This is a genomic window from Sphingobacterium wenxiniae (assembly GCF_900116225.1).
Lineage (GTDB): Bacteria > Bacteroidota > Bacteroidia > Sphingobacteriales > Sphingobacteriaceae > Sphingobacterium > Sphingobacterium wenxiniae.
The window spans coordinates 333,683-358,832 of the sequence record NZ_FOZZ01000001.1 but is presented as its reverse complement, the minus strand read 5'-3'; the positions used below and the strand labels follow the sequence as shown (position 1 = coordinate 358,832).

Annotated in this window: 22 protein-coding genes; 14 read left to right on the top strand and 8 right to left on the bottom strand. The window is 40.8% G+C overall.

Annotated elements, in window-relative coordinates; all coding sequences use genetic code 11:
- Positions 1–90: 90 nt before the first annotated feature.
- Positions 91–2,232 (bottom strand): HD family phosphohydrolase, encoded by a 2,142-nt coding sequence (locus BM375_RS01615; protein ID WP_093363409.1) that lies wholly within the window; start codon positions 2,230–2,232, stop codon positions 91–93.
- A 256-nt stretch (positions 2,233–2,488) separates the two neighbouring features.
- Here BM375_RS01615 and rpe point away from each other — a divergent pair, with 256 nt between their 5' ends.
- The 4 genes from rpe (at position 2,489) to BM375_RS01595 (ending at position 7,277) form a co-directional block, all read left to right on the top strand.
- Positions 2,489–3,169, top strand: a complete 681-nt coding sequence (gene rpe / locus BM375_RS01610; RefSeq protein WP_093363408.1) for a ribulose-phosphate 3-epimerase — start codon at positions 2,489–2,491, stop codon at positions 3,167–3,169.
- Between the two features lie 172 nt (positions 3,170–3,341).
- A complete protein-coding gene (gene parS, locus BM375_RS01605; RefSeq protein WP_212611602.1) occupies positions 3,342–3,848 on the top strand; it encodes a type II RES/Xre toxin-antitoxin system antitoxin in 507 nt (168 codons plus the stop codon).
- A gap of 3 nt (positions 3,849–3,851) precedes the next feature.
- Positions 3,852–4,301: an RES family NAD+ phosphorylase gene (locus tag BM375_RS01600; RefSeq protein WP_093363407.1), complete on the top strand. Its 450-nt coding sequence runs from the start codon at positions 3,852–3,854 to the stop codon at positions 4,299–4,301.
- A 204-nt stretch (positions 4,302–4,505) separates the two neighbouring features.
- Positions 4,506–7,277, top strand: coding sequence for a bifunctional aconitate hydratase 2/2-methylisocitrate dehydratase (locus BM375_RS01595; RefSeq protein WP_093363406.1), 2,772 nt, complete (start codon positions 4,506–4,508; stop codon positions 7,275–7,277).
- Between the two features lie 70 nt (positions 7,278–7,347).
- Here the strand turns inward: BM375_RS01595 and BM375_RS01590 are convergent, their stop codons facing one another.
- Positions 7,348–7,926: a hypothetical protein gene (locus tag BM375_RS01590; RefSeq protein WP_139227475.1), complete on the bottom strand. Its 579-nt coding sequence runs from the start codon at positions 7,924–7,926 to the stop codon at positions 7,348–7,350.
- Between the two features lie 405 nt (positions 7,927–8,331).
- On the opposite strand from BM375_RS01590, the gene BM375_RS01585 reads away from it, so the two are divergent.
- The 4 genes from BM375_RS01585 (at position 8,332) to BM375_RS16960 (ending at position 12,498) form a co-directional block, all read left to right on the top strand.
- Positions 8,332–10,596, top strand: coding sequence for an aconitate hydratase (locus tag BM375_RS01585; protein ID WP_093363404.1), 2,265 nt, complete (start codon positions 8,332–8,334; stop codon positions 10,594–10,596).
- 126 nt (positions 10,597–10,722) lie between these two features.
- Positions 10,723–11,757 (top strand): isoaspartyl peptidase/L-asparaginase family protein, encoded by a 1,035-nt coding sequence (locus BM375_RS01580; RefSeq protein ID WP_093363403.1) that lies wholly within the window; start codon positions 10,723–10,725, stop codon positions 11,755–11,757.
- Between the two features lie 103 nt (positions 11,758–11,860).
- Positions 11,861–12,115 carry a hypothetical protein gene (locus BM375_RS17100; protein ID WP_170852559.1) on the top strand — a complete coding sequence of 85 codons (255 nt, stop codon included), beginning with the start codon at positions 11,861–11,863 and terminating at the stop codon, positions 12,113–12,115.
- Between the two features lie 38 nt (positions 12,116–12,153).
- Positions 12,154–12,498: a hypothetical protein gene (locus BM375_RS16960; RefSeq protein WP_139227474.1), complete on the top strand. Its 345-nt coding sequence runs from the start codon at positions 12,154–12,156 to the stop codon at positions 12,496–12,498.
- Positions 12,499–12,571: 73 nt separating this feature from the next.
- Here BM375_RS16960 and dapA read toward each other — a convergent pair whose 3' ends face one another.
- The 4 genes from dapA to BM375_RS01555 all read right to left on the bottom strand — a co-directional run bounded on the left by dapA (position 12,572) and on the right by BM375_RS01555 (position 17,795).
- Positions 12,572–13,453 carry a 4-hydroxy-tetrahydrodipicolinate synthase gene (gene dapA / locus BM375_RS01570; protein ID WP_093363402.1) on the bottom strand — a complete coding sequence of 294 codons (882 nt, stop codon included), beginning with the start codon at positions 13,451–13,453 and terminating at the stop codon, positions 12,572–12,574.
- Between the two features lie 309 nt (positions 13,454–13,762).
- A complete protein-coding gene (gene ligA, locus BM375_RS01565; RefSeq protein ID WP_093363401.1) occupies positions 13,763–15,778 on the bottom strand; it encodes an NAD-dependent DNA ligase LigA in 2,016 nt (671 codons plus the stop codon).
- A gap of 122 nt (positions 15,779–15,900) precedes the next feature.
- Complete coding sequence (locus BM375_RS01560; RefSeq protein WP_093363400.1) at positions 15,901–16,932, bottom strand: glycosyltransferase family 2 protein; 1,032 nt, start codon at positions 16,930–16,932, stop codon at positions 15,901–15,903.
- Positions 16,929–17,795: a lysophospholipid acyltransferase family protein gene (locus BM375_RS01555; RefSeq protein ID WP_093363399.1), complete on the bottom strand. Its 867-nt coding sequence runs from the start codon at positions 17,793–17,795 to the stop codon at positions 16,929–16,931. The genes BM375_RS01560 and BM375_RS01555 overlap by 4 nt, the downstream gene beginning before the upstream one ends.
- 78 nt (positions 17,796–17,873) lie before the next feature.
- On the opposite strand from BM375_RS01555, the gene BM375_RS01550 reads away from it, so the two are divergent.
- The 3 genes from BM375_RS01550 (at position 17,874) to BM375_RS01540 (ending at position 20,293) form a co-directional block, all read left to right on the top strand.
- Complete coding sequence (locus tag BM375_RS01550; protein ID WP_093363398.1) at positions 17,874–18,479, top strand: WbqC family protein; 606 nt, start codon at positions 17,874–17,876, stop codon at positions 18,477–18,479.
- Positions 18,480–18,535: 56 nt separating this feature from the next.
- The gene (locus BM375_RS01545) at positions 18,536–19,195 is read left to right on the top strand and encodes a hypothetical protein (RefSeq protein ID WP_139227473.1); all 660 of its coding nucleotides are present in this window, start codon (positions 18,536–18,538) and stop codon (positions 19,193–19,195) included.
- Positions 19,196–19,450: 255 nt separating this feature from the next.
- Positions 19,451–20,293: an alpha/beta hydrolase gene (locus BM375_RS01540; RefSeq protein ID WP_244525791.1), complete on the top strand. Its 843-nt coding sequence runs from the start codon at positions 19,451–19,453 to the stop codon at positions 20,291–20,293.
- A 1-nt stretch (position 20,294) separates the two neighbouring features.
- On the opposite strand, the gene BM375_RS01535 is transcribed toward BM375_RS01540, so the two are convergent.
- The gene (locus BM375_RS01535; protein ID WP_093363395.1) at positions 20,295–20,912 is read right to left on the bottom strand and encodes a sugar O-acetyltransferase; all 618 of its coding nucleotides are present in this window, start codon (positions 20,910–20,912) and stop codon (positions 20,295–20,297) included.
- 151 nt (positions 20,913–21,063) lie between these two features.
- On the opposite strand from BM375_RS01535, the gene topA reads away from it, so the two are divergent.
- From topA to cmk, 3 genes are read left to right on the top strand one after another with little or no spacing between them, the layout of a single operon-like run.
- Positions 21,064–23,433 carry a type I DNA topoisomerase gene (topA, locus tag BM375_RS01530; protein WP_093363394.1) on the top strand — a complete coding sequence of 790 codons (2,370 nt, stop codon included), beginning with the start codon at positions 21,064–21,066 and terminating at the stop codon, positions 23,431–23,433.
- 1 nt (position 23,434) lies between these two features.
- Positions 23,435–23,848, top strand: coding sequence for a hypothetical protein (locus BM375_RS01525; RefSeq protein WP_093363393.1), 414 nt, complete (start codon positions 23,435–23,437; stop codon positions 23,846–23,848).
- Between the two features lie 4 nt (positions 23,849–23,852).
- On the top strand, positions 23,853–24,530 hold the full coding sequence (gene cmk, locus BM375_RS01520; protein WP_093363392.1) for a (d)CMP kinase: 678 nt from the start codon (positions 23,853–23,855) through the stop codon (positions 24,528–24,530).
- Positions 24,531–24,594: 64 nt separating this feature from the next.
- Here the strand turns inward: cmk and BM375_RS01515 are convergent, their stop codons facing one another.
- A complete protein-coding gene (locus tag BM375_RS01515) occupies positions 24,595–25,128 on the bottom strand; it encodes an OmpH/Skp family outer membrane protein (protein ID WP_093363567.1) in 534 nt (177 codons plus the stop codon).
- Positions 25,129–25,150: the final 22 nt, after the last annotated feature.

Sequence of the window (25,150 nt, the reverse complement as noted above, 5' to 3'; positions counted from 1 at the left end):
ACATAACGCAAAAAAATCAAACTCCAAAGCTTTAAACCTGTTTTTTCTGAAAAAACAAATAACCAATTGAGCGTCAATTTGATTTTTTATTTAACCGTTGGCTGGCGCTGGTTTTTTATTCACATCATAGTCAATTCGAACATGATAAATACTCTTCAACATAGACTTAAAGATATCAGAAACCTCCGTTATATCCCGCATTGTAATGTTGGAATTGGTAAACTGTCGTTGCGTAATCTTGTATTCCACGATTTTATCTACTAACGAGTTGATGGATTCTTCAGTAGGTTCTTTCATAGCTCGGGATGCAGCTTCAACAGAGTCCGCCATCATGAGCACGGCAGTTTCTTTGGAAAAAGGTACCGGTCCCGGGTAGCGGAAGATGCTTTCATCCACGAGCTTATCAGGATTATTCTTGATGAACATATTGTAGAAATAGTCTACGCGTGTTGTACCGTGATGTGTTCGGATAAAATCTACGATTACTTCAGGCAATTGGTTCTTCTTTGCCATTTCAATCCCTTTGTGTACATGAGAAATGATGATTTGAGCCGATTGCTCTGGCGTCAATTCCTCGTGGGGATTAGATCCACTTTTTTGGTTTTCAATGAAGAAAAGCGGATTTAGCATTTTTCCGATGTCGTGGTACAAAGCACCTGCTCGGACCAAAAGCGGATTCCCTCCAATCTTGTAGATGGCGGCTTCTGCAAGATTGGCTACCTGTAGCGAATGCTGGAAAGTACCAGGGGCTTTCAGTGAGAGCTCTCGAAGAAGTTTTGAATTACTGTTGGTCAATTCCATCAGTGTAAGGTCGGATACGATGCCAAATAGGCGTTCAAATGCATAGATAAGTGGATAGGCAAGGAGTGTAAGACCGACCGAAACAACGAATGGAACGATATCCGTCCAGTAAATATTATTGAACGAACCGTTTCTCGTTAATGCTAGCCCGATATAAGCAACAATATATGTCGCTAAAATCATCAGGGAGGAAATCAGGAATTGTTCGCGTTTGACCAAGGTTTTGATGCTGTATATAGCGACCATGCCGGCAATAAACTGAAGGAAAACGAATTCATAGCTGTTCGGGACGAATAGGGCGGAGATAAGGACCATTAACAAATGGATGTTGAGTGCCACACGTGTGTCGAACAATACCCGGAAAATGATCGGTACGCTACAGTATGGAATATAATAAAGACTTGGTATCTTCATTTTGATAGCCCAGGATAATACGCCAAGCATCGCTACGATAACAATCATGATGATGAAAATCAGTCTGTTGTTTTGGTAGATAGAACTGCGAAAGAAATAAAGAAAAACCATCAACAAGGATACACATAGCGAAATCATGATGAATTGCCCCAAAAGCACCAGAAACTGATTACCACTGATACGTGCTTCGTCCTCAAAGATTCTTCGTAGGGATTCCAGCTTTTGGTAGGTTTCGGTATTGATGATCTTATCTTTTTCAGCTATCAGTTCACCTTTTTGTACAACACCTCGAGTGGTGGATACATTTGCCAGTGCATTCTGCTCCATTTTATTGGTGAGGTTTTCGTCGAAGCTGTAGTTTACTGTAACATAGTTTTTTAGAATTTCTGCCAGCCATTTCTTTCGATCAATCTTGTTGTTTTTTGCCAGCGTTTCATCAATATATTGATGCGCACTTTCAATCGTGAATATGTCTGCGGTATTCTTTTGTTGGGCAATGTTGTCGTGAATCAACGTAAAGTTGTATTGACTCTGTGTGCGATCCACCTGTTCCGGATTGTTACCTTTATTTTGGTAACGATTGTTCAGCGATATAATGCCTCGATTGTAGATGTAGTTTAGTAAGGTGTTTCCCGTAGTCTGATAAGTTTGTATGTCTTGTCCCGGGATAGAATCCATATGAGAGATTTGCCATTTTTCACCTATATCGGTATTGAATTGGTCAACTTGCTCTTTATTGACACTGCTGTTTAGGTTGTAGATGGGCTGTATAGTTTTGAGAATTTGTTCCCTGTCGCGCATCAACTCTTCCTGAGTTTTTAGAATGGCAAAGTTGTAAGGAGAGACCAGATTGTCGTGATTCCACACTTTTCCTTTCTGAAATTCGTATTGAAAGCGTGGTTGCTTAGGGAGGAATATACAGATGAGTATGATGGCCAGGAGGATCATGGCGAACTTGAGAATAACGGAGTTATTCTGGTACTTGCTCTGTGTATAGTTGATTTTAAGTTTTGCCACGTGTTAAATTGAGAATGATATGTAATTTACCTAACAAACCTACATAAATTCACCTTTATATACAATATAATTAGGGTTGTATATAAAATGATTTGTTTGTCGTTCCTCTGTCGCTAACAGTTATTTTTATACTGGAATTACTATTGTAATTTTATGTTTATCCAAGGGTAAGACCTATGCCAGAACAAAAATACCTATCTCATATTTAGGTCGCTTTACTGAGAGTTTGCTTATCTTTGCAAAAAAAAGTAAAAACATGTCTACATCAAAACACTTAATCGCTCCCTCGGTATTAGCCGCTGATTTTGCAAACTTGGCAAAGGATATTCAGATGGTCAATGAAAGTGAAGCGGATTGGTTTCACATCGATATTATGGACGGTGTGTTTGTGCCGAATATTTCCTTTGGCTTCCCCGTTATGAGTGCTATTGCCAAATATGCCCAAAAACCGTTAGATGTGCATCTGATGATTGTTGATCCAGATCGTTATTTGAAAACTTGTAAGGATAATGGGGCGGAAGTGATTACGGTGCATTATGAAGCTTGCACACATTTGCACCGCACGCTTGCTGCGATTAAGGAACTAGGTTGTAAAGCAGGAGTGGCATTGAATCCACATACCTCGGTACAGTTGCTGAAGGATGTGATTCATGATATTGATTTAGTCTGTCTGATGTCAGTTAATCCGGGTTTTGGTGGACAGAAATTCATCGAACATACTTATGCTAAAGTTCGGGAACTGCGTGCCTTGGCATCGGGGGTTAATGATGGTTTGCTAATCGAGATTGATGGAGGTGTGACTACGACCAATGCTGCTCAGTTGTTGCAAGCCGGTGCTGATGTGTTGGTGGCAGGATCATTTGTATTCAACGCGGCAGATCCTATCGAAACAGTAAAGGCTTTGAAGGAGATTGACCCTTTTTTGCAAAAAGTTTGATTGTTTTAATATAGCGGGCAACATGTTCGTACATAGACCTATAAGGTTTCCAAAACCTTATAGGTCTTACATCAACTAATAATGAGTCTGAGCCAATAAGCTTAGGCTTTTTTTGTAAGAATATTTGAATTCTCAGAAAAAAGTCTTAAATTTATAGACAAATGTCGAGGTTGTGGCTAAATCAAAAAAATATAATCTGGAAGAGCGGTTGAATAAGGAAGTTGCTTCTTTCATTCATGAGGCAAGAGAGCCTGGAGTTCTCTATGAGACTACAAGCAGCATCACGTATCAAGATTTTCTTTCCGACAAGATGTTGATTATAAAGGCTATAAGGATGGGTGTGCCTTATTCTTTATTTAACTTAATCCAAGACTATACACCTTTTACAGAGAGTGATTGGGCAAGTCTGTTGGATGTTTCCACCAAATCTTTGCAGCGCTACAAACAGTCTCCCAATCATCATTTTAAGCCATTGCAGTCTGAGAAAATAATTGAGATAGCTGAGGTGACGGATGTGGGGCTTGATGTGTTTGGCGATATGGATAAGTTCAAACTATGGCTAAACACGCCAAATTATGCATTGGGTAATCTTTTGCCCATGGAGCTTTTGCGGGATTCCTATGGCAAGGAGTTGGTTCTTGGTGAGTTGACAAGGATTAGTCACGGTATTCTTGTTTAGTCGATGGAAGTATTCAGATTGGCAAGGGATCGGTTTGCGGGTTCGCTTTCGGGTAAAGGTGCTGCGTTGAAAGGAGCAAGATGGAATTCGATAGGTGTTGAACTGATTTATACAGCTGCCAACCGATCTTTAGCTATGGCGGAGGTGGCGGTGCATTTTACCCTTGCGACCCTTCCCAATGACTATATGATGATCACGATTGAGATACCCGATGATATTGCTGTAAAAGAATTGGAAGAAAAAGACTTGCCAACCCATTGGAATGCATTTCTTCACCCTATGTCTACCCAGAACTTTGGGGATATGTTTGTCGCTGAAAATGAATATTGTGCCGTGAAAGTGCCTTCGGTTGTAACACAGGGCGATTATAACTTTCTTCTCAACCCAAATCATCCAGACTTTGCTAAGGTTCGTATTAAACGGATAGAGAAATTTCCTTTCGATAATAGGTAGTTTAAGATTTAGTTTAGAACAATTCCAAATTATGTAATCACTTGTTTCTATTCTATATAAAGCGTGATTTTTCTTATTTTTGCGCTGAAAAAAATGTGCCGTTTTTTAGGTAAATTGGCACAGGAAAAGAATAGTAACAAAAAAGAGGTATAGCCGGCAATATTAAGTGTTGCAAATCGGTTTTAGCTTTGATAAAACACCATTATGAGTATATACAGCGATTACATTCAGGAAATCGAAGAAAGAGAAGGACAAGGACTTCATCCTAAACCTATTGATGGAGCAGAATTGTTAACCGAAATCATCGAACAAATTAAAGATTCGAACAACCCACATCGGGAAGATTCGATCCAGTTCTTTGTTTACAATACCTTGCCGGGGACGACTCCTGCTGCAGGTGTAAAGGCAAAGTTTTTGAAAGAGATTATTCTTGGTCAGTCTGTTGTACCGGAAATTACACCTGTTTTCGCCTTTGAATTGTTGTCGCACATGAAAGGTGGGCCTTCTATCGAAGTGTTGCTTGATTTGGCATTAGGTGAAGACGAAGTTATCGCCGTAGAAGCTGCAAGAGTTTTGAAAACACAAGTTTTCCTTTACGATGCCGATACCGATCGCTTGAAAGTAGCTTATGAAAGTGGAAATGCTATAGCTAAAGAAATTCTGGAAAGCTATGCAAAAGCAGAATTCTTCACCCAATTGCCGGAAGTAGCGGAAGAAATCAAAGTTGTGACTTACATCGCAGCTGAGGGAGATATTTCTACAGATTTGCTTTCTCCTGGAAATCAGGCGCACTCGCGTTCTGATCGTGAATTGCACGGAAAATGTATGATGTCGCTTCACGCACAAGTGGAAATCAAAGCTTTACAAGCAAAACATCCTGATGCAAGCGTGATGTTGATTGCTGAAAAAGGAACGATGGGCGTAGGTTCATCGCGGATGTCAGGTGTTAATAACGTGGCTCTCTGGACCGGTAAACAAGCTAGTCCGTATGTGCCATTTGTGAATATTGCGCCGATTGTAGCCGGAACAAACGGTATTTCACCAATTTTCTTAACGACCGTAGATGTAACAGGTGGTATCGGGATCGACTTAAAGAACTGGGTAAAGAAAACTGATGCGGATGGTAAACCTGTATTGAATGAAAAAGGAGAGCCTGTTTTAGAAGAGGTTTATTCGGTAGCAACAGGAACGGTTTTGACCATTAATACGAAAACCAAAAAATTATATAACGGCAATCAGGAACTGATCGATATTTCCAAATCGCTGACTCCTCAGAAAATGGAATTTATCAGAGCCGGAGGTTCGTATGCGATTGTGTTCGGTAAAAAAATCCAGACATTCGCTGCGAAAACTTTGGGGATAGAAGCTCCGACGGTTTTTGCTCCTTCAAAAGAAATCTCTATTGAAGGACAAGGCTTGACTGCTGTTGAAAAAATATTCAATAGAAATGCTGTAGGCGTAACTGAAGGCAAGATTTTGCACGCCGGTTCAGATGTTCGGGTGCAGGTTAACATTGTTGGTTCACAAGATACAACAGGTTTGATGACGGCTCAGGAACTGGAATCCATGGCAGCTACTGTCATTTCGCCGATTGTAGATGGTGCATACCAATCGGGCTGTCACACGGCTTCAGTTTGGGACAAAAAAGCGCAGGCTAATATCCCGAAACTGATGAAATTCATGAACGATTTCGGATTGATTACGGCTCGTGACCCGAAAGGCGAATACCATTCGATGACGGACGTTATCCATAAGGTATTGAACGATATTACAGTTGACGAATGGGCGATCATTATCGGGGGAGACTCACACACACGGATGTCCAAAGGGGTTGCTTTTGGAGCCGATTCGGGTACGGTTGCACTCGCTTTAGCAACAGGTGAGGCATCTATGCCGATTCCAGAATCTGTAAAGGTGACTTTCAAAGGTGAAATGAAAGACTATATGGATTTCCGTGATGTGGTTCATGCTACTCAGGCACAAATGCTTAAACAGTTTGGTGGTGAAAACGTATTTCAAGGTCGGATTATCGAGGTTCACATTGGAACACTTCCAGCTGACCAAGCCTTTACGTTTACCGACTGGACAGCAGAAATGAAAGCAAAAGCGTCTATCTGTATTTCGGAGGATGATACCTTGATCGAATCTTTGGAAATCGCGAAACACCGAATTCAGATTATGATCGACAAAGGCATGGATAATCACAATGCTGTTCTTCAAGGTTTGATCAACAAAGCGAATAAACGTATTGAGGAAATTAAATCTAGTGATAAACCCGCATTGAAACCAGATGCAAATGCAAAATATTATGCAGAGGTAGTAATTGATTTGGATATCATTGATGAACCGATGATTGCCGATCCAGATGTGAATAATGAAGATGTTTCTAAGCGTTATACGCATGATACAATTCGTGATTTGACCTTCTATGGTGGTGATAAAAAAGTAGATCTTGGTTTCGTGGGGTCTTGTATGGTACATAAAGGTGATTTGAAAATCGTTTCCAAAATGCTCCGCAATTTAGAAGCACAGCAAGGTGAAGTGAAATTCAATGCGCCTCTTGTTGTAGCTGCTCCTACATACAATATCATTGATGAATTGAAGGAAGAAGGTGATTGGGAATTGTTGGCTAAATATTCTGGATTTGAGTTTAACGACGCTGCTCCAAAAGGTGCTGCTCGTACCGAATACGAAAATATGATGTATTTGGAACGCCCAGGTTGTAACCTTTGTATGGGTAACCAGGAAAAAGCAGAGAAAGGGGATACTGTTATGGCTACTTCAACTCGTCTTTTCCAAGGTCGTGTAGTAGAAGATTCAGAGCGCAAAAAAGGTGAATCTTTGTTGGCATCTACTCCGGTTGTTGTTTTGTCAGCAATTTTGGGTAGAATCCCGACTATTGAAGAATACAAAGCGGCAGTAGCTGATATCGACTTGACTAAATTCACACCGTCCAACAAACAATTGGTTCATTAATTGTTTGTTCGGTCTTTGTATAAAAACACCCGAAGTTCGTGAGAATTTTGGGTGTTTTTTTTTAGTTATTTTATTTTTTGTCGTCCCATAGTTCAAGCATTGACGTCAAATCTTTATACTCTTCTGCAAAAGCACCGTCGAGTGTCCCGAATTTAGTTGCGAATTCTTTAAAATATTGTCTTGCTTTCTTGTCTCCCGAAATTGTTGCCATAAATAATTTTGTTGCTATTTCCATTTTGTTATCGTCAAGTCCAAACTTAGCCATTTCATATTCTCTTAGAGCTGTGTTAATTTCGGATTGGTCATATTTTCTTATTTGTCTGTTAACGGCACACTGGCGAACAATTCGTTGTTCGTTGAAATAAATCTTCTCTGTTGACCAAACAGTCTCTTGGTATTTCAAGTTTTCCCCTGTTGGCAAATTTCTGAGGTCGTCAACGAACAAAGTATCATTGTGAACTTTCAGTCTGCAAGTTAGCATAGCTCCCCAAAAATCGATTATTGTATCTTGTTCGCAAACAGAAAGAATAAACTCGGAAAAAGTTATGGGGTTGCTGTCTGGGTTTTTATATCCGCAAAGAATTATTGTCTTGCCATTGGAAAAATGAAAAGTCGTATCTGGTTTGCTTTCTTCTGTTGTCCCTGCCATAATATTTTCTGGACAGTTGCAGTTCCGTTCTTCGTTTTGTCCATAAGAGGTTACTATTGAAGTCAAAATTGTCAATATAGTTATTATACAGTATCGTATCATAAGTTTGTAATACATTGTTGGCGGAATTTTTTAAATCTAAAAATATTTTCCCATTAATCTGCTTTAAGCTAATTCTATGACTTTTGAACCTATGTCAAAAGCTATTCTATTGTTAAATTTATCCAATTCTATTCTTTTCATAAAAATTGTTTTATCTAAATAATAAAGATCATTAATACAATAAAGATCATTAATACAAATAGTGTATAGCATATTCTCCCATACCAATTTGACATTTACCACATTTTTCCGTAACTTTCGCTAAGTTGATTTGTTATAACAAAAGATTTATTTAGAAGAGATATGGCTTTTGATATTGAAATGATTAAAAAGGTGTATAGCCAATATGATGAGCGTATTCGTGCTGCTCGTCAGGTGGCTAATAAACCCTTGACCCTCTCGGAGAAGATTCTATATGCTCACTTATGGGATGGTAATGCTACGCAGACATATGAACGTGGTGTTTCTTATGTTGACTTTGCTCCGGATCGTGTGGCAATGCAGGATGCTACAGCACAAATGGCGTTGTTGCAATTTATGCAAGCTGGACGTCCAAAGGTGGCTGTTCCGTCAACGGTGCATTGTGACCACTTGATTCAGGCGAAAGAAGGTGCTGCGCAGGATTTGGCACGTGCCAAAAATGAAAGCTCAGAAGTGTTCAACTTCTTGAGCTCAGTGTCTAATAAATACGGAATAGGTTTCTGGAAACCAGGGGCGGGTATTATCCATCAAGTGGTGTTGGAAAACTATGCTTTTCCGGGCGGTATGATGATTGGTACAGACTCACATACGGTGAATGCTGGTGGTCTGGGTATGGTGGCTATCGGTGTTGGCGGAGCGGATGCCTGTGATGTCATGGCCGGATTGCCTTGGGAGCTTAAGTTCCCGAAATTGATTGGTGTGAAGTTGACCGGAAAACTTTCGGGTTGGGCAGCGCCAAAGGATGTAATTTTGAAAGTTGCAGGTATTTTGACTGTTAAAGGAGGAACCGGAGCGATTGTTGAATATTTTGGAGATGGTGCAGAGTCACTATCCTGTACAGGTAAAGGGACAATTTGTAATATGGGTGCTGAGATTGGCGCGACGACTTCGACATTCGGTTATGATGAATCCATGGAACGCTATCTACGTGCTACGGGACGTGATGAAGTTGCTGACTTGGCCAATGGCATCAAAGAACATTTGACCGGAGATACCGAAGTTTATGCAGATCCTGAACAATATTTCGATCAATTGATTGAAATTAACCTGTCTGAATTGGAGCCGTCGTTGAATGGACCTTTTACACCAGACTTATATACGCCAGTATCTCGTATGCGTGAAGAAGCTGAGAAAAATGGATGGCCTACCAAAGTAGAGTGGGGCTTGATTGGGTCATGTACCAATTCTTCCTACGAAGATTTGTCGAGGGCGGCATCCATTGCTAGACAAGCAATTGATAAAGGATTGATTACGAAAGCTGAGTTTGGTATCAACCCCGGTTCAGAACAAGTACGCTATACGGCTGATCGTGACGGTTTGTTGAAAACATTTGAAGATTTAAATGCAACTATCTTTACCAATGCCTGTGGTCCATGTATCGGTATGTGGGATCGTGCAGGTGCGGATAAGCAAGAGAAAAACACGATTGTACACTCCTTCAATCGGAACTTTGCCAAACGTGCAGATGGTAACCCGAATACCTATGCTTTCGTAACCTCACCAGAAATGGTGGCTGCGATTGCGATTTCGGGCAATCTGGGATTCAATCCGGTTACGGATACCTTGACTAACAAAAATGGTGAACAGGTGAGACTGGATCCACCAATTGGTGATGAATTGCCTTCAAGAGGTTTTGATGTAGAGGATGCTGGATACCAAGCTCCAGCAGAAGACGGTTCTTCAGTAACGGTTGATGTATCCCCAACTTCTGATCGTCTGCAATTGCTCGAGCCATTTGCAGCTTGGGAAGGTACGGACTTAAAAGGTTTGAAATTGTTGATAAAAGCAAAAGGAAAATGTACCACTGACCATATCTCGATGGCAGGCCCTTGGTTAAAATACAGAGGTCACTTGGACAACATTTCTAACAATATGTTGATTGGTGCGGTTAATTTTTTCAATGACAAGACCGATAATGTGAAGAATCAATTGACGGGCGAATATGGTCCCGTACCGGCAACACAACGTGCTTACAAAGCCGCTGGGATCGGTTCGATTGTGGTCGGTGATGAAAACTATGGAGAAGGTTCATCCCGTGAGCATGCAGCTATGGAACCTCGTCACTTAGGTGTACGTGCTGTATTGGTAAAATCTTTTGCACGTATCCACGAGACCAACCTGAAAAAGCAAGGAATGTTGGGGTTAACGTTTGACAATAAGGATGATTACGATAAGATTCAGGAAGACGATAGCATCGATATTATTGGTTTGACTGGATTTGCCCCTAGTAAACCGTTGACTTTAGTATTGCATCATGCAGACGGTTCTTCAGAAGAAATCTTGGCGAACCACACCTATAATGCACAGCAAATCGAGTGGTTTAAAGCTGGTGGTGCATTGAATATCATTCGTGCCAACCAAGGATAGTAAGGAAAATTTGATAAGAGAGAAGAGCGTGTTTCTTAAGCTGTGTTTTGGCACAGCATAAAGAAATGCGCTTTTTGTTTTAGGTATTTTGATATATTAGGATAGCTTTTAAATTCTCACATAACCATGTATAAACTAATTTCAATAATGATGATTACGCTGTTTGCATCAATGCTACCATCCGAAGCTTCTGCACAACAGAAAGTGGATAAGGTCGTACTTGCGATTCACGGCGGAGCGGGTACGATTTTAAAATCTAAAATGACACCGGAAAAGGAGGAAGCCTATATCGCTGTTCTTACAAAAGCATTACAGACCGGTTATGAGACACTGCAGGCAGGAAAATCCAGTCTGGATGCGGTGGAACAGACTATTCATGTTTTGGAAGATTCACCTTTATTCAATGCCGGAAAAGGTGCTGTATTTACCCACAATGGTAAAAATGAACTGGATGCATCCATAGTGGATGGTCGTACTTTAGAGGCCGGTGCCGTGGCGGGGGTAACGGTCGTTCGAAACCCGATTAGTGCTGCCCGTGCTGTAATGGAGAAATCCGAACATGTTATGTTGGTGGGGAAGGGGGCAGAGGATTTTGCAAAGGCTCAAGGGTTACAGTTGGTAACACCCGATTATTTTTGGACACAAGAGCGTTGGGATGCACTGCAAAATCTCCTTAAACGGGAAAATGATAAGGTAGAATTGGATCACGATGCAGAAACCACAATAGTGGATAAAAGGCCAAAAGACGAGAAATTTGGTACAGTGGGATGTGTAGCTTTGGATCAGCAGGGCAATCTTGCTGCAGGGACATCTACAGGAGGCATGACGAATAAGAAATATGGAAGGGTAGGTGACTCACCGATTATTGGAGCAGGGACGTATGCCAACAATGCAAATGTTGCAGTTTCCTGTACAGGTTGGGGCGAATTTTTTATTCGTGCTATGGCAGCTTATGATGTTGCAGCCCGTATGCAATATCAAGGCTCAACGGTTGAACAAGCAGCCCAAGGGGTCATTGATCAGATCGGTAAAATGGGCGGTGATGGTGGATTGATTGCGTTGGATAAAGATGGCCGGGTAGCGATGCCCTTTAATACCGAAGGCATGTACCGTGGTACGGTAAGTGAAAAAGGGGAGATTAACGTGGAGATTTATAGGTAGTATAATGCTATAATCTCGTTTATTTCTTTTCTCCGATTTTAGAACCCACCCGCTCTCGGTCTGGTGACAACGGAGGGTGGCTAACCTTCTCGTTCAATTCGTCATGATATTGGAATACAAGTTCGATATTCTTGTCATGGTTGCCGAGCGACTATTTTATCTTTTCGATTTCAAGACGGGTATCTGTCTCGCTCATTATTGCGGTTCGAAGTTGGTTGAATATCCGCATGATACGAATGTTGGCTTGAATGGCCCGTTTGCTGTTGAGTACGCTGGACAGCATAAGGACGCCATGTTCGGTGAAAACATAAGGCGTGTTTCTTCTCCCTCTCCAACTTGGGATAGTGGCTTGTCTTAGGCTACCTTGTTACTATAAAATCCTTAGTGACCGCTTCGTTGAACATTAAGGATAGTAAGGGAGTTTATTGCTCTTCCCTCCGTACTTTGAATCATCGGTCGTTGATTTCTTCGACTTCTGTTCGAGAGTTGTTCGAGTATTGTTCGGCTGTGCTTCGGGACACGTTCGAGACAGCTTCGGGACAGCTTCGGGTTTTCTTCGGCTGCGCTTCGACAATCCTTCGACTACGACTCGAAGAATTGTCGAAGCGCAGTCGAAGAGCTGTCGAACCCGAGTCGAACATGGTAGGGAGAAGGGTGGTAGCATACCCGAAGAAATGCAGACGCATTCGCCTTGATTTTAGTGAACTTGATTTTAGTGAAGAAGAGGCCACAGAAACTTAAACGAATAAAAAAAATCCCCGATTCTATATCGGAGATTTTCTTTTAGGACAGTTTTTATATCGTTGATTGTCGGTTAAGCCAATTTGGCCATTTCGTTTTTGATTGCCCCCTGTGTGTTTTTACCTATTGGAACTAATGGTAAACGTACGGCATCGGTTGTAATGATGCCTTGTTGCTGTAGGATATACTTTACGCCACAAGGATTGCCTTCTACAAAACAGAGTTCTGTTATTCTCAATAATGCGTTATGGAATGTTCTTGCTTCGTGATAATTTCCCTCTGCACATAGGCGGCTTAATGATGCAACCTCATTCGGATAAGCATTACCCACGACCGAAATGATCCCGGCAGCACCCAAGGCCATCATCGGCAGAGTAACCGGGTCATCACCAGAGATCAATAGAAAACCTTCCGGTTTGTCGCGCATAATTTCGCTGAATTGAGCAAAATTGCCTGAAGCCTCTTTAATGGCTACAACATTGGCAAAATCTTTCGCCAGGCGTATCGTTGTAGAAGCATTGATATTACTTCCGGTTCTTCCCGGTACATTGTATAAGATGATGGGCAGTGTTGAAGCTTCTGCAACAGCCTTGTAATGCTGATAGATTCCTTCCTGTGTAGGCTTGTTATAATAAGGCGATACAGAAAGTATAGCACAGTAACCCGCGGTATCAAATGCTTGCACCTGATGTACAATTTCTAGGGTGTTATTACCGCCAATTCCCGCGACTAAAGGGACACGTCCATTTACCTGCTCTGCCGTGAACTCCCAGATACGCTTTCGCTCCTCTGCATTCAACGTGGCTGTTTCTCCTGTTGTTCCAAGCACAACCAAGTAATCCATTTTCTCTTCGATTTGGAATGCAATTAGTCTGGCTAATGAATCCCAATCTACTGTTCCGTCCGCGTTAAAAGGAGTGATTAAAGCTACTCCTGCTCCATGAAGCTCGTTCATTGTATATATTTATTATTAATTATAGTCTATTTATTTTAAAGTTATGAAAGTGAACGAAGTTATGGAAGCAATATCATTCATCACTTTCTTCACTGTCATAATCACCATCACTTTATTTTAAAGTTTTCTATTTAAACCTATAAGGTTTTTCCTGATACGGAGATTTTCGTGATACCCCATTTTTCTCATGGATATATAACCAAACCTTATAGGTTTTTATTTTAAAGTCTACGTCTTTAAGCTGTAAACCTTAAGTATCTGTTAAAGCTTATTGCCTACAGCCTATTGCTTTAAGCTTTATTTTAATATTTATTGGATAAGCTGTAACAGTTCCTGATCAGAAATGATGGGAATGTTGAGCTTTTCCGCTTTTGTCAATTTGGAGGGACCCATTTTATCGCCTGCTACCAGATAATTTAGTTTGGTCGAAATGGAAGATACCATCTTACCGCCGTGCGATTCAATAAGCTGTGCCAACTCTTCACGGGAGAAATCTGCAAATACGCCCGAAATCAAAAATGTTTTGCCATTTAAGCTGTCACCAGCCATCACAACCTCTATTTCTTCGATAGCGAAGTTTAGCCCTGCAGTCTTTAGTTTTTCTATTTCAACAATATGTTCGTTGTTGTGTAGGTAATCGAATACACTTTCTGCTATACGCCCTCCGATATCCTGTACAGCAGCAATCTCTTCTATATTTGCTGTAGTCAAGTTATCGATGTTTTTGAAATGTTGGGCAAGTTTTTTCGCAATAGTCTCGCCCACGTGGCGTATACCCAATCCGAATAGTACCTTTTCGAAAGGTTTGGCTTTCGATTGTTCAATACCCTTCAGCATATTGTCAATAGACTTTTCTCCAAAACGCTCTAATTGTTTTAATTCTTCTATATGTTCCTTTAAAGTGTATATATCCGAAATCTTTCTAAGGAGCCCCAATTTATAGAATGTAACAATAGTCTCATCGCCCATACCCTGGATATCCATCATCTTGCGACCGATGAAATGCTGTAGTTTACCTACAATCTGTGGTTTGCAACCATCCTCATTTGGACAGTAATGTACTGCTTCGCCTTCTTGACGGACGAGAATTTCTCCACATTCAGGGCAGGTTGTGGGGTAGGAAATAGGAGAGCTGCCTTGCACTCTTTTTTCGGTGTTGATCCCCACAATTTTGGGAATAATCTCGCCGCCTTTTTCCACATATACCGTGTCACCTTCATGTAGGTCCAAGCGCGCAATCTCGTTGGCATTATGCAGAGATGCTCTTTTTACTGTCGTGCCTGCCAGTAGAACAGGTTCAAGATTTGCTACCGGTGTTACCGCACCAGTGCGCCCAACCTGATAAGTTATCTTTTTTAGTACCGTTTCCGCACGTTCGGCCTTGAATTTATAGGAGATTGCCCAACGTGGCGACTTGGCGGTAAAACCAAGTTCTTCCTGTTGAGCATAGTCATTGACTTTGATAACGATACCGTCTATTTCATAAGAAAGTTTATGACGTGCCTCATCCCAATAGTTGATGAAATTCCATACCTCGTCCATGCTTTGGCAGAGCTTGGTGTGCTCACATACTTGAAAACCCCAGTTTTTGACTGCTTGAAGGCTGTCCCAATGGCTTTCAAAAAGTTTATTCCTATTATCGGCGTACAGAAAATATAGAAAGCAATCCAGTGGACGCTTAGCGACTTCTTTGGGGTCTTGCAGTTTAATGGTGCCGGAGGCAAAATTGCGTGGATTGGCATACACCTGCTCGCCGTTCTCTTCCCGTTGTTGGTTTAAGCGTTCGAATGCTTTCCGGTGCATGAAAATTTCACCACGTATTTCAAATACATCGGGATATTGTCCTTGTTTTAAACGATGGGGGACACTGCGAATGGTTCTTACATTGTTCGTTACCTCATCACCTTGCGTACCATCTCCGCGTGTCACAGCTTGTTTTAATAGGCCGTTTTCATACGTAATGGAAATGGAAAGCCCATCAAATTTCAGCTCACATACATATTCAACCTGATCGCCCACCACTTTTCTCACGCGCTCATCAAAGTCTCGTAATTCCTGTTCATTATAGGTGTTCCCCAAGGACATCATGGGCCAACGGTGTTTTACCGTGGTGAACTTTTGTGTAATATCTCCACCTACTTTCTGGGTAGGAGAGTTGGGGTCTCTATACGCAGGATATTGTGCTTCTAATGCTTCTAATTCTTTGAGTTTCTGGTCGAAGTCATAATCCGAAATTAGCGAATTGGCCAAAACATAATATTGGTAATTATATTCGTTCAATTCTCGGGTTAAAGCCTCAATTTTCTCTTGAATTGCTGTTGACATAGTGAGCGAAATTACAAAATAAATAGCCCTTAGCTAAATAAAAACTAATATTTTGGTAGACTATGCAAACTTTGGAAGCGAAATTCAGAAGTTGTAAAAATTGCTCTTCGGAATAATTGGTTTTAATAGAAATTTTCAGCTTTTAACTGTGAAAATTTTTGTATTTTATTCATGAAAAATGCTTTTACAATGGATTTTTTATAAAGTCCGCACCGGTTTTCTTCTATGGTCATCTTTTGGCGTTTTTTTGCTGTTTTAAAAATGTTCAGGAAGAAATATTGATGCGCCCGACTAACAGCCCAGGCATCTTTGACTTTGCCATCAATGAGGAATTTGATAAGTGCTAATAAATCCATCCACAGACGTATGAATATAATCCAATAAGCTGAAAGCAATGGTAAGTTCTTTTGCAACATGAGAAGATTGTTGCGGAAATTGAGGTAGGTTTTCTTCGGATTGCTGGTATTTAACGTGCCTCCGCCAACGTGGTATACGATTGAATCGGTACAGCAACCGATGCGGTAGCCCATACGTTTTAACCGCCAGCAAAGGTCAATCTCTTCCATATGGGCAAAAAAATCTGCGTCAAATCCCCCAACGATTCTCCAGGCTTCTGCACGTATGAAAAGCGCAGCTCCGGTAGCCCAAAAGACTTCCGTATTGTTATCGTATTGCCCTTGGTTATCTTCTACCTTGTCAAAAAGACGCCCCCTGCAAAAAGGGTAACCGTATTTGTCCATAAAACCACCTGCGGCTCCAGCATGTTCAAACTTGCTCTTTTCATGATAAGCCATAATAGTGGGCTGTGCTGCCGCTATATTAGCTTCGGTTTCCATATAATCAATAACGGGCTCTATCCAGTTTGCCGTGACTTCTACATCAGAATTGAGCAAGATATAATAATCAGCGTTTACACGTTCGAGTATGGCATTATACCCGCCAGCAAAACCCAGATTTGTCTTGTTTGTCAAGACCTTAATAGAAGGGTAGTTTTCCGCTATAAAAGCAACAGAATCATCTGTAGAGCCATTATCACCGATGATAAACTCAACATTTGGATAGGTGCTGTTGTAGACTGATGGTAAGAATTTTTCTAAGAAAAATCTACCGTTCCAGTTGAGGATGACGATTGCTACTTTTGGGTAATGCTTCATTTTCTACGTTTTCTTTTCCAACGTCTATGCGACCATAACCAGAACTCGGGTTGGTTTCTTATCATTTGCTCCGTAAACTGGTTATGAAGATGGGTAATCTCATGTTCGGCAAAATCGTCAGGATTTTCCACTAATGTAGTAAATTTACAATAATAATGTCCACGTTTTTTCTTTCGTCCGATGTGACAGTATACGACAGGATTTTTGGTCAGACGCGCTATGCGTTCCGTTCCGGTATAGACTAATGTATCTTGATGGAGAAACTCCATAAAGTAGTCGGAGTCCTGGTAGGTCGGTGTCTGGTCGGCTACAAACATACTGATATGTGGCGTGTTCCGCAAGCGGACGATATGGCGTAGAATCTGCTTCATAGGAACCATCGTTGCACCAAATCGACACCGCAGATCATTATAAACAGTGTTAAAACTTTTGTTGTTCAGTGGTTTGTATATTACTAATCGAGGGTGGTCGGTCATGAGTGATAGGCGATGTATGCCCAGTTCCCAGTTTCCGTAATGGGCCGTTACGCCAATCACTCCCTTGCCTGCCTCAAAATGGCGATATACTTCTTCGGGATTCAGTAATTCAATACGTTTGATGACTTCTTCCGGGCGTATGGTACGCATCTTGATCGCTTCTACAAACAAGTCGGGAAGAAAGCGATAGAATTTTTTTGCAATCGTAACGATTTCTTGTTCCGATTTTTCGGGAAATGAATTGCTGAGGTTTTCAAACACGACACGTTTTCTATATTTCGTAATATAAAAAAGGAGAATATACAAAGCATCTGACAGTCTATACAACAGCCAAAAAGGTAATAATGAAAAAATATAAAGTATGCTTGCTGTTAACTTTTGCTTCATGTATTCGGGCTATTTCCTCGATTGCTTTACAAATATCCTTAATTTAAGTTACTTTTGTCTGCAAAATAATCAAAATACATGGAATCATCATTGCTTTTACCTGCATTTTATTTGCCTCCTGTGTCGTACTTTCATGTTATTCAGCAACATGAGATACCGATATGTATCGAAAAGTTTGAACATTATCCCAAGCAAACATACCGTACACGTGCAAAGATAGCAACGGCAAACGGTGTGCTGGATATGATTGTACCTATTGAACATGGTAGAAAAGAACGTGTAGCAATGAAAGATATCCGTATCAATTATGAGTTTAACTGGCAGCGTCTGCATTGGTTGAGCTTGCAGACTGCATACAGAAGTTCGCCTTATTTTGAGTATTACGAAGATGATTTTTCTGTCTTTTATGAAAAGCAGTTTGATTTTCTTCTGGATTTTAATGTGGAACAATTGAAGCTTATTTTAAAATGTTTGAAGATACAGCGCTCTATCTCCTATACAGAATCGTACAATCGGGTAGATGGACAAGATTTTCGTAGTATTATCCATCCGAAAAAGGAATCATTGTTCGCAAATCCGAAATCCTATTATCAAGTATTTGAGGAAAAGCATGGCTTCTTACCTGATTTAAGTGTCGTAGACTTATTGTTTAATCAAGGGCCGCAAAGTAAATCTTTCTTGTAGCCATTTAAGGCAAACATTTCTTGGTAAGAGTTGTTGTAGGGAAAGAGTATGAACAGATGAAAAACCTACTTTTGTTACTTTTGTTGTTGTTAACCTATGGAGGCTATGCACAGACAGATGCCGACACCATTCACTACCGCAAGGTATATTATATGGGGGGGACAGGGCTTTCGTTTCCCATAGGTAAGTCCAAAGAAGCCTTATCCACGAAATTGTTTGCAGGAAGCATGGGGTTGGATATTGCTCTGAAAAATTCAGATTATTTCTTATTGCCGACCTTATATCTACTTACTTTTGGTTACGACCAGCAGATCAAGGATCCAAAATACAGCCAGATGATTGAAAATGGGCGCGTCAGTTTTTATATGCTGAGTTTGGCGGCAGGTCGCAGAAAACAAATGAAACGATTGAATACTTTTGTTTATGCAGGCCCAGCTTTCGGTCTGGTAACTGAGCCAAGGGGAAACCTAGTAAACGAGACTATAAAAATGGAAAATAAGAAATCGTTAACTCCTGCAGCAAAAATAGGATTAGGAGCAGATTATAAGTTTCCAGGTTTCTTTTTGGGAGCGGAAATAGGATATATGCATAATTTTAGAAAGATAGAGGGAAATGCTGTGCAGTTCTTAACGTTGATGGTTGGTCTGAAATCAGATATTACAAGCCTCAGCAAAAAGGTAACGAATGTAATAGGCGTGGATACGTATAAGGATTGATGGCCATTTTTTTCTCATTCTTTTTACTGTTATCACATTATTTTAAAAAAAAATAAAATCTTACACAATAAAGGAAATATAACGACGTTCTATAGTTGTAAAAGAGAATTCATAATTTCATAATTTAGGTTAATAATTGGTTTGGTAAACGCCCGACGCTCCCCGCGATCGGGCGTTGCTTTTTTTGGTAAGGTTGTGTATCTTTAGTGTTTTAGTATTAATTGAGAAAGTTGGTATTTACTATATAAAACACAGATGATGAAATTTAAAACCTTCTACCTGCTTAGTCTATTGATTAGCTGTTTCACTTTTCAAGCGTTTGCTCAAGATAAATACAATTATCAGTTCGTAGAGAACGTTCCGTATTATGATGCTGGGCAGGATGATTATCAGCGGACACAATGCCTGTTGGATATTTATTATCCTGTAGATGGTAAAGAGAAAGCAGAAGGAAGACCGGTGGTCGTGTGGTTTCATGGAGGTGGATTGACAGGAGGGCAGAAGGAGATTCCATCTTATTTGAAAGATAAAGGTTTAGTTGTTGTTGGGGTAGGGTATCGTTTTTCGCCAAAGGTTAAAGTAGAAGGGATTATCCACGATGCAGCTAAAGCGGTGTCATTTATTTATAATCAAGTTAATAAATATAATGGTGACAAAAACAAATTTTTCTTGTCCGGACATTCAGCTGGTGGTTATCTGGTGACTATGTTGGCACTAAACCCAAGTTACTTGGAACCTCATGGGATGAATGCGAATGATTTAACAGGGGTTATTTCTTTTAGTGGGCAAGCCATTACCCATTTTACGGCACGCAAGGAATTGGGGATTGATGAAAAGCAACCTACGATAGATGCATTAGCCCCTCTGTATTGGGTGCGTAAAGACGCACCTCCGTTGGTTTTGTTGACCGGAGATAGAGAAAAGGAAATGTTGGGAAGATATGAGGAAAATGCTTACCTTAAGCGCATGATGGATATTGTGGGGCATCCTGATACCAAATTGATGGAGTTTCAAGGCTATGGTCACGGCATGACTTATCCCGGCTTTCCAGTTATGTTAGAGGAAATGCAACGTATATTGACAGAAAAGAATAATTAAATTAACGTATTTCTTCTATTTTCTGATTTTTTGCACAATTCAATCTTTCTTCTTCGGTGATGGAGCGTATAACTCGGCAGGGATTACCCGCAGCTACTACATTTGCAGGGATATCTTTGGTGACCACCGAACCAGAACCAATGACAGAATTTTTTCCAATGGTTACCCCTGGATTAATCACTGTGTTTCCACCAATCCATACATTATCTTCAATAACGATGGGGAATGCATATTCCCATCCGGCTATACGCGGCTCGGGATGAACCGGATGACCAGCCGTGAACAGGGAGACATTGGGGGCTATCATCACATTATTGCCTATTTTAACTGGTGCACAATCAAGAATGGTTAAGTTATAGTTCGCATAAAAGTTATCGCCCAATTCGATATTATATCCATAATCGCATCGGAAAGGAGGTTCAATAAAAAAAGTGGAAGCCGTTTTACCCAGCAAGTTTTTTAATATCTGATTGCGGGCTTTGATTTTTGTCGGCTCCATACTGTTGTATTTAAAAAGCTCCATCTTGGCATGTTGACGTTCGTCAAATAATATTTTATCCATTGCCAGATAAGGATCTCCGGCAATCATCTTCTCCTTTGTCGATTTTGTTTTGTCCATAATGTACAATAATAAAGAAAATTTGTTAGGTCTTTCTTTCCTCTTCCTCGTAAAATGCCCGAAAAAGGAGAGCTTTTATAAAGGAGTGACAAAAATTATTTTGTCTTTCCATTGGGAATTACTTTTCTTTGCAAAAATCATTTAATAATAGATGGCAAAAAATTTACTGATTGTAGAGTCACCGGCAAAGGCCAAAACCATAGAGGGTTATTTGGGTAAGGACTTCCTAGTGAAGTCGAGTTATGGGCATATTCGCGATTTGGTGAAGACCGATGACGCTATTGACGTAGATAACGGCTTTAAACAGAAGTACGAAGTGCCTTCTGATAAAAAAGCAGTTGTCAGTGAATTGAAAAAATTGTCTAAAGAAGCTGAAACCGTATGGTTAGCATCCGATGAGGACCGCGAGGGAGAGGCTATTTCTTGGCATTTGTACGAAACCTTAGGATTAAAAGAAGATAAAACCAAACGTATTGTTTTTCACGAGATAACCAAACCTGCTATTCTTAAGGCTATTGAGCAGCCTCGTGGCATTGATTTTAATTTAGTCAACGCGCAGCAAGCCAGACGTGTCTTGGATCGTTTAGTGGGTTTTGAGCTTTCGCCAGTTTTATGGCGCAAGGTAAAGCCTTCACTTTCTGCCGGACGAGTGCAGTCTGTCGCTGTACGTTTGATTGTGGAACGTGAGCGCGAAATTAACCGTTTTCAGGCTGAGGCTTCGTTTAAGATTGTGGCCCAGTTCACAACAGGGAAGGGAAAAGAACAGTTTAAAGCGGAGCTTCCGCAACGCTTTGAAAAGAAAGAAGAAGCGGAAAAATTCTTGCAAGATTGTATTGCGGCGGCTTTTGAGATTAGTTCCTTAGAAAAAAGACCTACAAAAAGAAACCCCGCAGCTCCCTTTACTACATCCACTTTGCAACAGGAGGCCAGCCGTAAATTAGGCTTTTCTGTGGCGCGTACCATGCAGGTAGCACAACGCTTGTATGAGGCCGGGCGCATTACTTATATGCGTACTGACTCTGTCAATTTAAGTGATACGGCTATTCAGGCAGCAGAAGACGAGATTGTAAAAGCTTACGGCGATAAGTACCATAAAATGCGCCGTTATAAAACAAAATCGGCAGGTGCACAAGAAGCACACGAAGCTATTCGTCCAACATATTTCTCCCAACATAGTATCGATGGCGATAATGCAGAACGTAGATTATATGAACTAATCTGGAAAAGAGCTATTGCTTCACAGATGAGTGAGGCAGAGTTTGAAAAAACGACCGCTAAAATCCATGTTTCTACACGTTCGGAAGAATTAGTAGCTACTGGGGAAATTATGCGTTTTGATGGTTTTCTGAAGGTTTATATAGAGTCTACCGATGATGAGAATGACGGAGCAATAGATGATGAGGGTGGTAACGCATTATTGCCTCCTTTGGAAAAAGGACAATCCTTAAACCTGAAAGCGCTGACAGCAACTGAGCGTTTTTCTCGTCCTCCTGCACGTTACACCGAAGCTTCTTTGGTGAAAAAATTAGAAGAATTAGGTATTGGACGTCCGTCAACTTATGCACCGACTATTTCTACAATACAGAACAGGGGATATGTGGTGAAGGAAGATAGGGATGGAAAGGAACGTCAATATAAGGTCTTGCATATAGCAGATGGAAAAGTTGTAGAAGATACAAAAACGGAAATTACGGGTGCTGAACGTTCAAAGATGTTCCCTACCGATATTGGTATGTTGGTGAATGATTTTCTGGTTGAGCATTTTAATGATATTGTAGATTACCACTTCACAGCGAAGGTAGAGAAGGAATTTGATGAAATAGCGCAAGGAGATAAGGAATGGACGGCTATGTTGAATGATTTCTATGGTCCGTTCCATGATGGCATTGAAGATACATTGGAAAATGCTGATAGGGCAACCAATGAACGTAGTTTAGGGACTGATCCGGCTACAGGAAAGCCTGTGAGCGTGCGTGTAGGTCGTTTTGGACCACTGGTACAGATTGGCTCTGCGGATGATGAAGAGAAGCCCCGTTTTGCTTCTTTACGCAAAGGACAGATGATTGAGACTATCACTTTTGATGAGGCGATGGACTTGTTCAAGCTACCGAAGAAAGTAGGTGAGTTCGAAGATAAGGAAATGACGGTGGCTATTGGTCGTTTTGGTCCGTATATCCGTCATGCCAGTGCTTTCTATTCCCTGCCTAAAGGCATGGATCCCATGGATGTGACCGAAGAGGAAGCTATACAGATTATTAAAGATAAACGCCAGCGTGATATTGAGAAAGTAATCCGTGTATTTGATGAGAATCCGGATGCGCAGATTGAGAACGGGCGTTGGGGACCTTTCATCCGTTTTGGTAAGCAGAACCTCAAGATTCCGAAAGGTACTGAAGTCGAAAAGATTACGTATGAAGATGTGTTGAAATGGGCAGCAGCAGACCCTAAAGCTTCAAAAGCAAAAGCTCCTGCAAAGAAAGCAACAGCTAAAAAAACGACAAAAGCAAAAGCTAAAAAATAGCATGAAGAAAGATTTGCCTCAGAATATTGTAGAGGATATTTCGATAGCGGTGGTCTTGGAAAGTGAAGGCCCGGAGAATAAGGTATGGAATGTCTATTTGGTCAATGAAAAGGAGGTCTCACTGCAAAATGTGTTAGTGTCTTCTAAAGGTTATGGACTGAAAGACGGTCGGGAAGTAAAAACGACTACGCTTCGACATTTTATAGGTGATGTTGCAGGCAAGGAAGCGGTAAAGGTGGAAGCAATCGATACACAGGTATTCGGATTGACCAACGAATATTGGTTGAGCTATTATATCGATGGTACGATCTATGATAAAAAATATATCTTCCTTCCGGAAAGTATTGTTGATGAAAATTTGATTAAAGTTCCGTTGATGAACAAAGCAGGAATAGTAATTGGAGGAAGTAAATAGAGAAATGGCGGATAAAAATTTTGTAATAGCGGTTGATGGCTTTTCCTCCTGTGGTAAGAGTACGGTCGCCAAGGCCTTAGCTAAGCATTTAAACTTTGTCTTTATTGATAGCGGGGCGATGTATAGAGCCGTAACGCTCTATTTCCTACGGAATAATGTAGATTTTAACGATGAGAATCAGGTTGTTTCCGCTTTGAAAAATATACAAATCGATTTTGTACCAAATAATGAAAAAACACAAATTCTGCTAAATGGAGAGGATGTATCTGACGAAATTCGGCAAATGCATGTTTCGGAGAAGGTAAGCGAAGTCAGTGCTATTAAAGAGGTACGTCACGAAATGGTGGCACAGCAACAGCAATTAGGGCAGCGTCGAAATATTGTCATGGATGGTAGGGATATAGGTACGACGGTGTTTCCTAAGGCAGATTTGAAGATCTTTATGACAGCCAGTCCGGATGTGCGTGCAGAACGCCGTTTTGCAGAACTAAAGGCAAAAGGAGAGGAGACGACAGTAGAAGACGTCAGAGCGAACTTAGCCCATCGTGACCATATCGACAGCACGCGCGAGGAAAGTCCGCTAAGACAAGCTAAGGATGCTATTGTACTGGATAACTCTGACTTAAGCCAAGCAGAGCAATTGGAGTTTGTATTGCAGGAATATTATAAAAGAATAAAATAGTATAAGTACAAAAAAAGCTGCGCAAATTTGCACAGCTTTTTTTGTACTTGATTAGAATCTAATCTTATTTGATACCTAATTTTGCTTTTACATCAGCGGATACATCTTCACCACCATCGAAGTAGATAACGCTACCATTGGAAACATCCAAAATGTAAGCATATCCTTTTTCCTTCGCTACGGCATTAATTGCATTCATTACCTTTTGTTGGATTGGAGCAAGCAGATCTTGTTGTTTTTTGCCCACTTCTTCCTGTGCAATACGTTGGTTTTCCTGAATACGTTGCTCAATGTTTTGAAGCTCTTGTCCCATAGCTTCCAATTCTACATCTACTGTTGCCTTGTTCGCCTCGCTACGTGTTCTGGCTTTTTCCTGTGCTTCAGCTAATTTCTTTTGGTACTCCTCGACCATACCTTGATATTCTTTGCCTTTTGATTCCTGTAAAGTTTTCAACTGCTCTTCCGCAGCTTTAAACTCTGGAGTTGCCTGAAATACCTCATCAGCGTTGATATGACCAACTTTTTGTTGTGCACTAACATATTGAGTGCCTAAGAACATTACCGCTGCTAAAGCCGCACCTTTAAATAAATTTTTCATTCTTTTTTTACTTTTTCTCTTT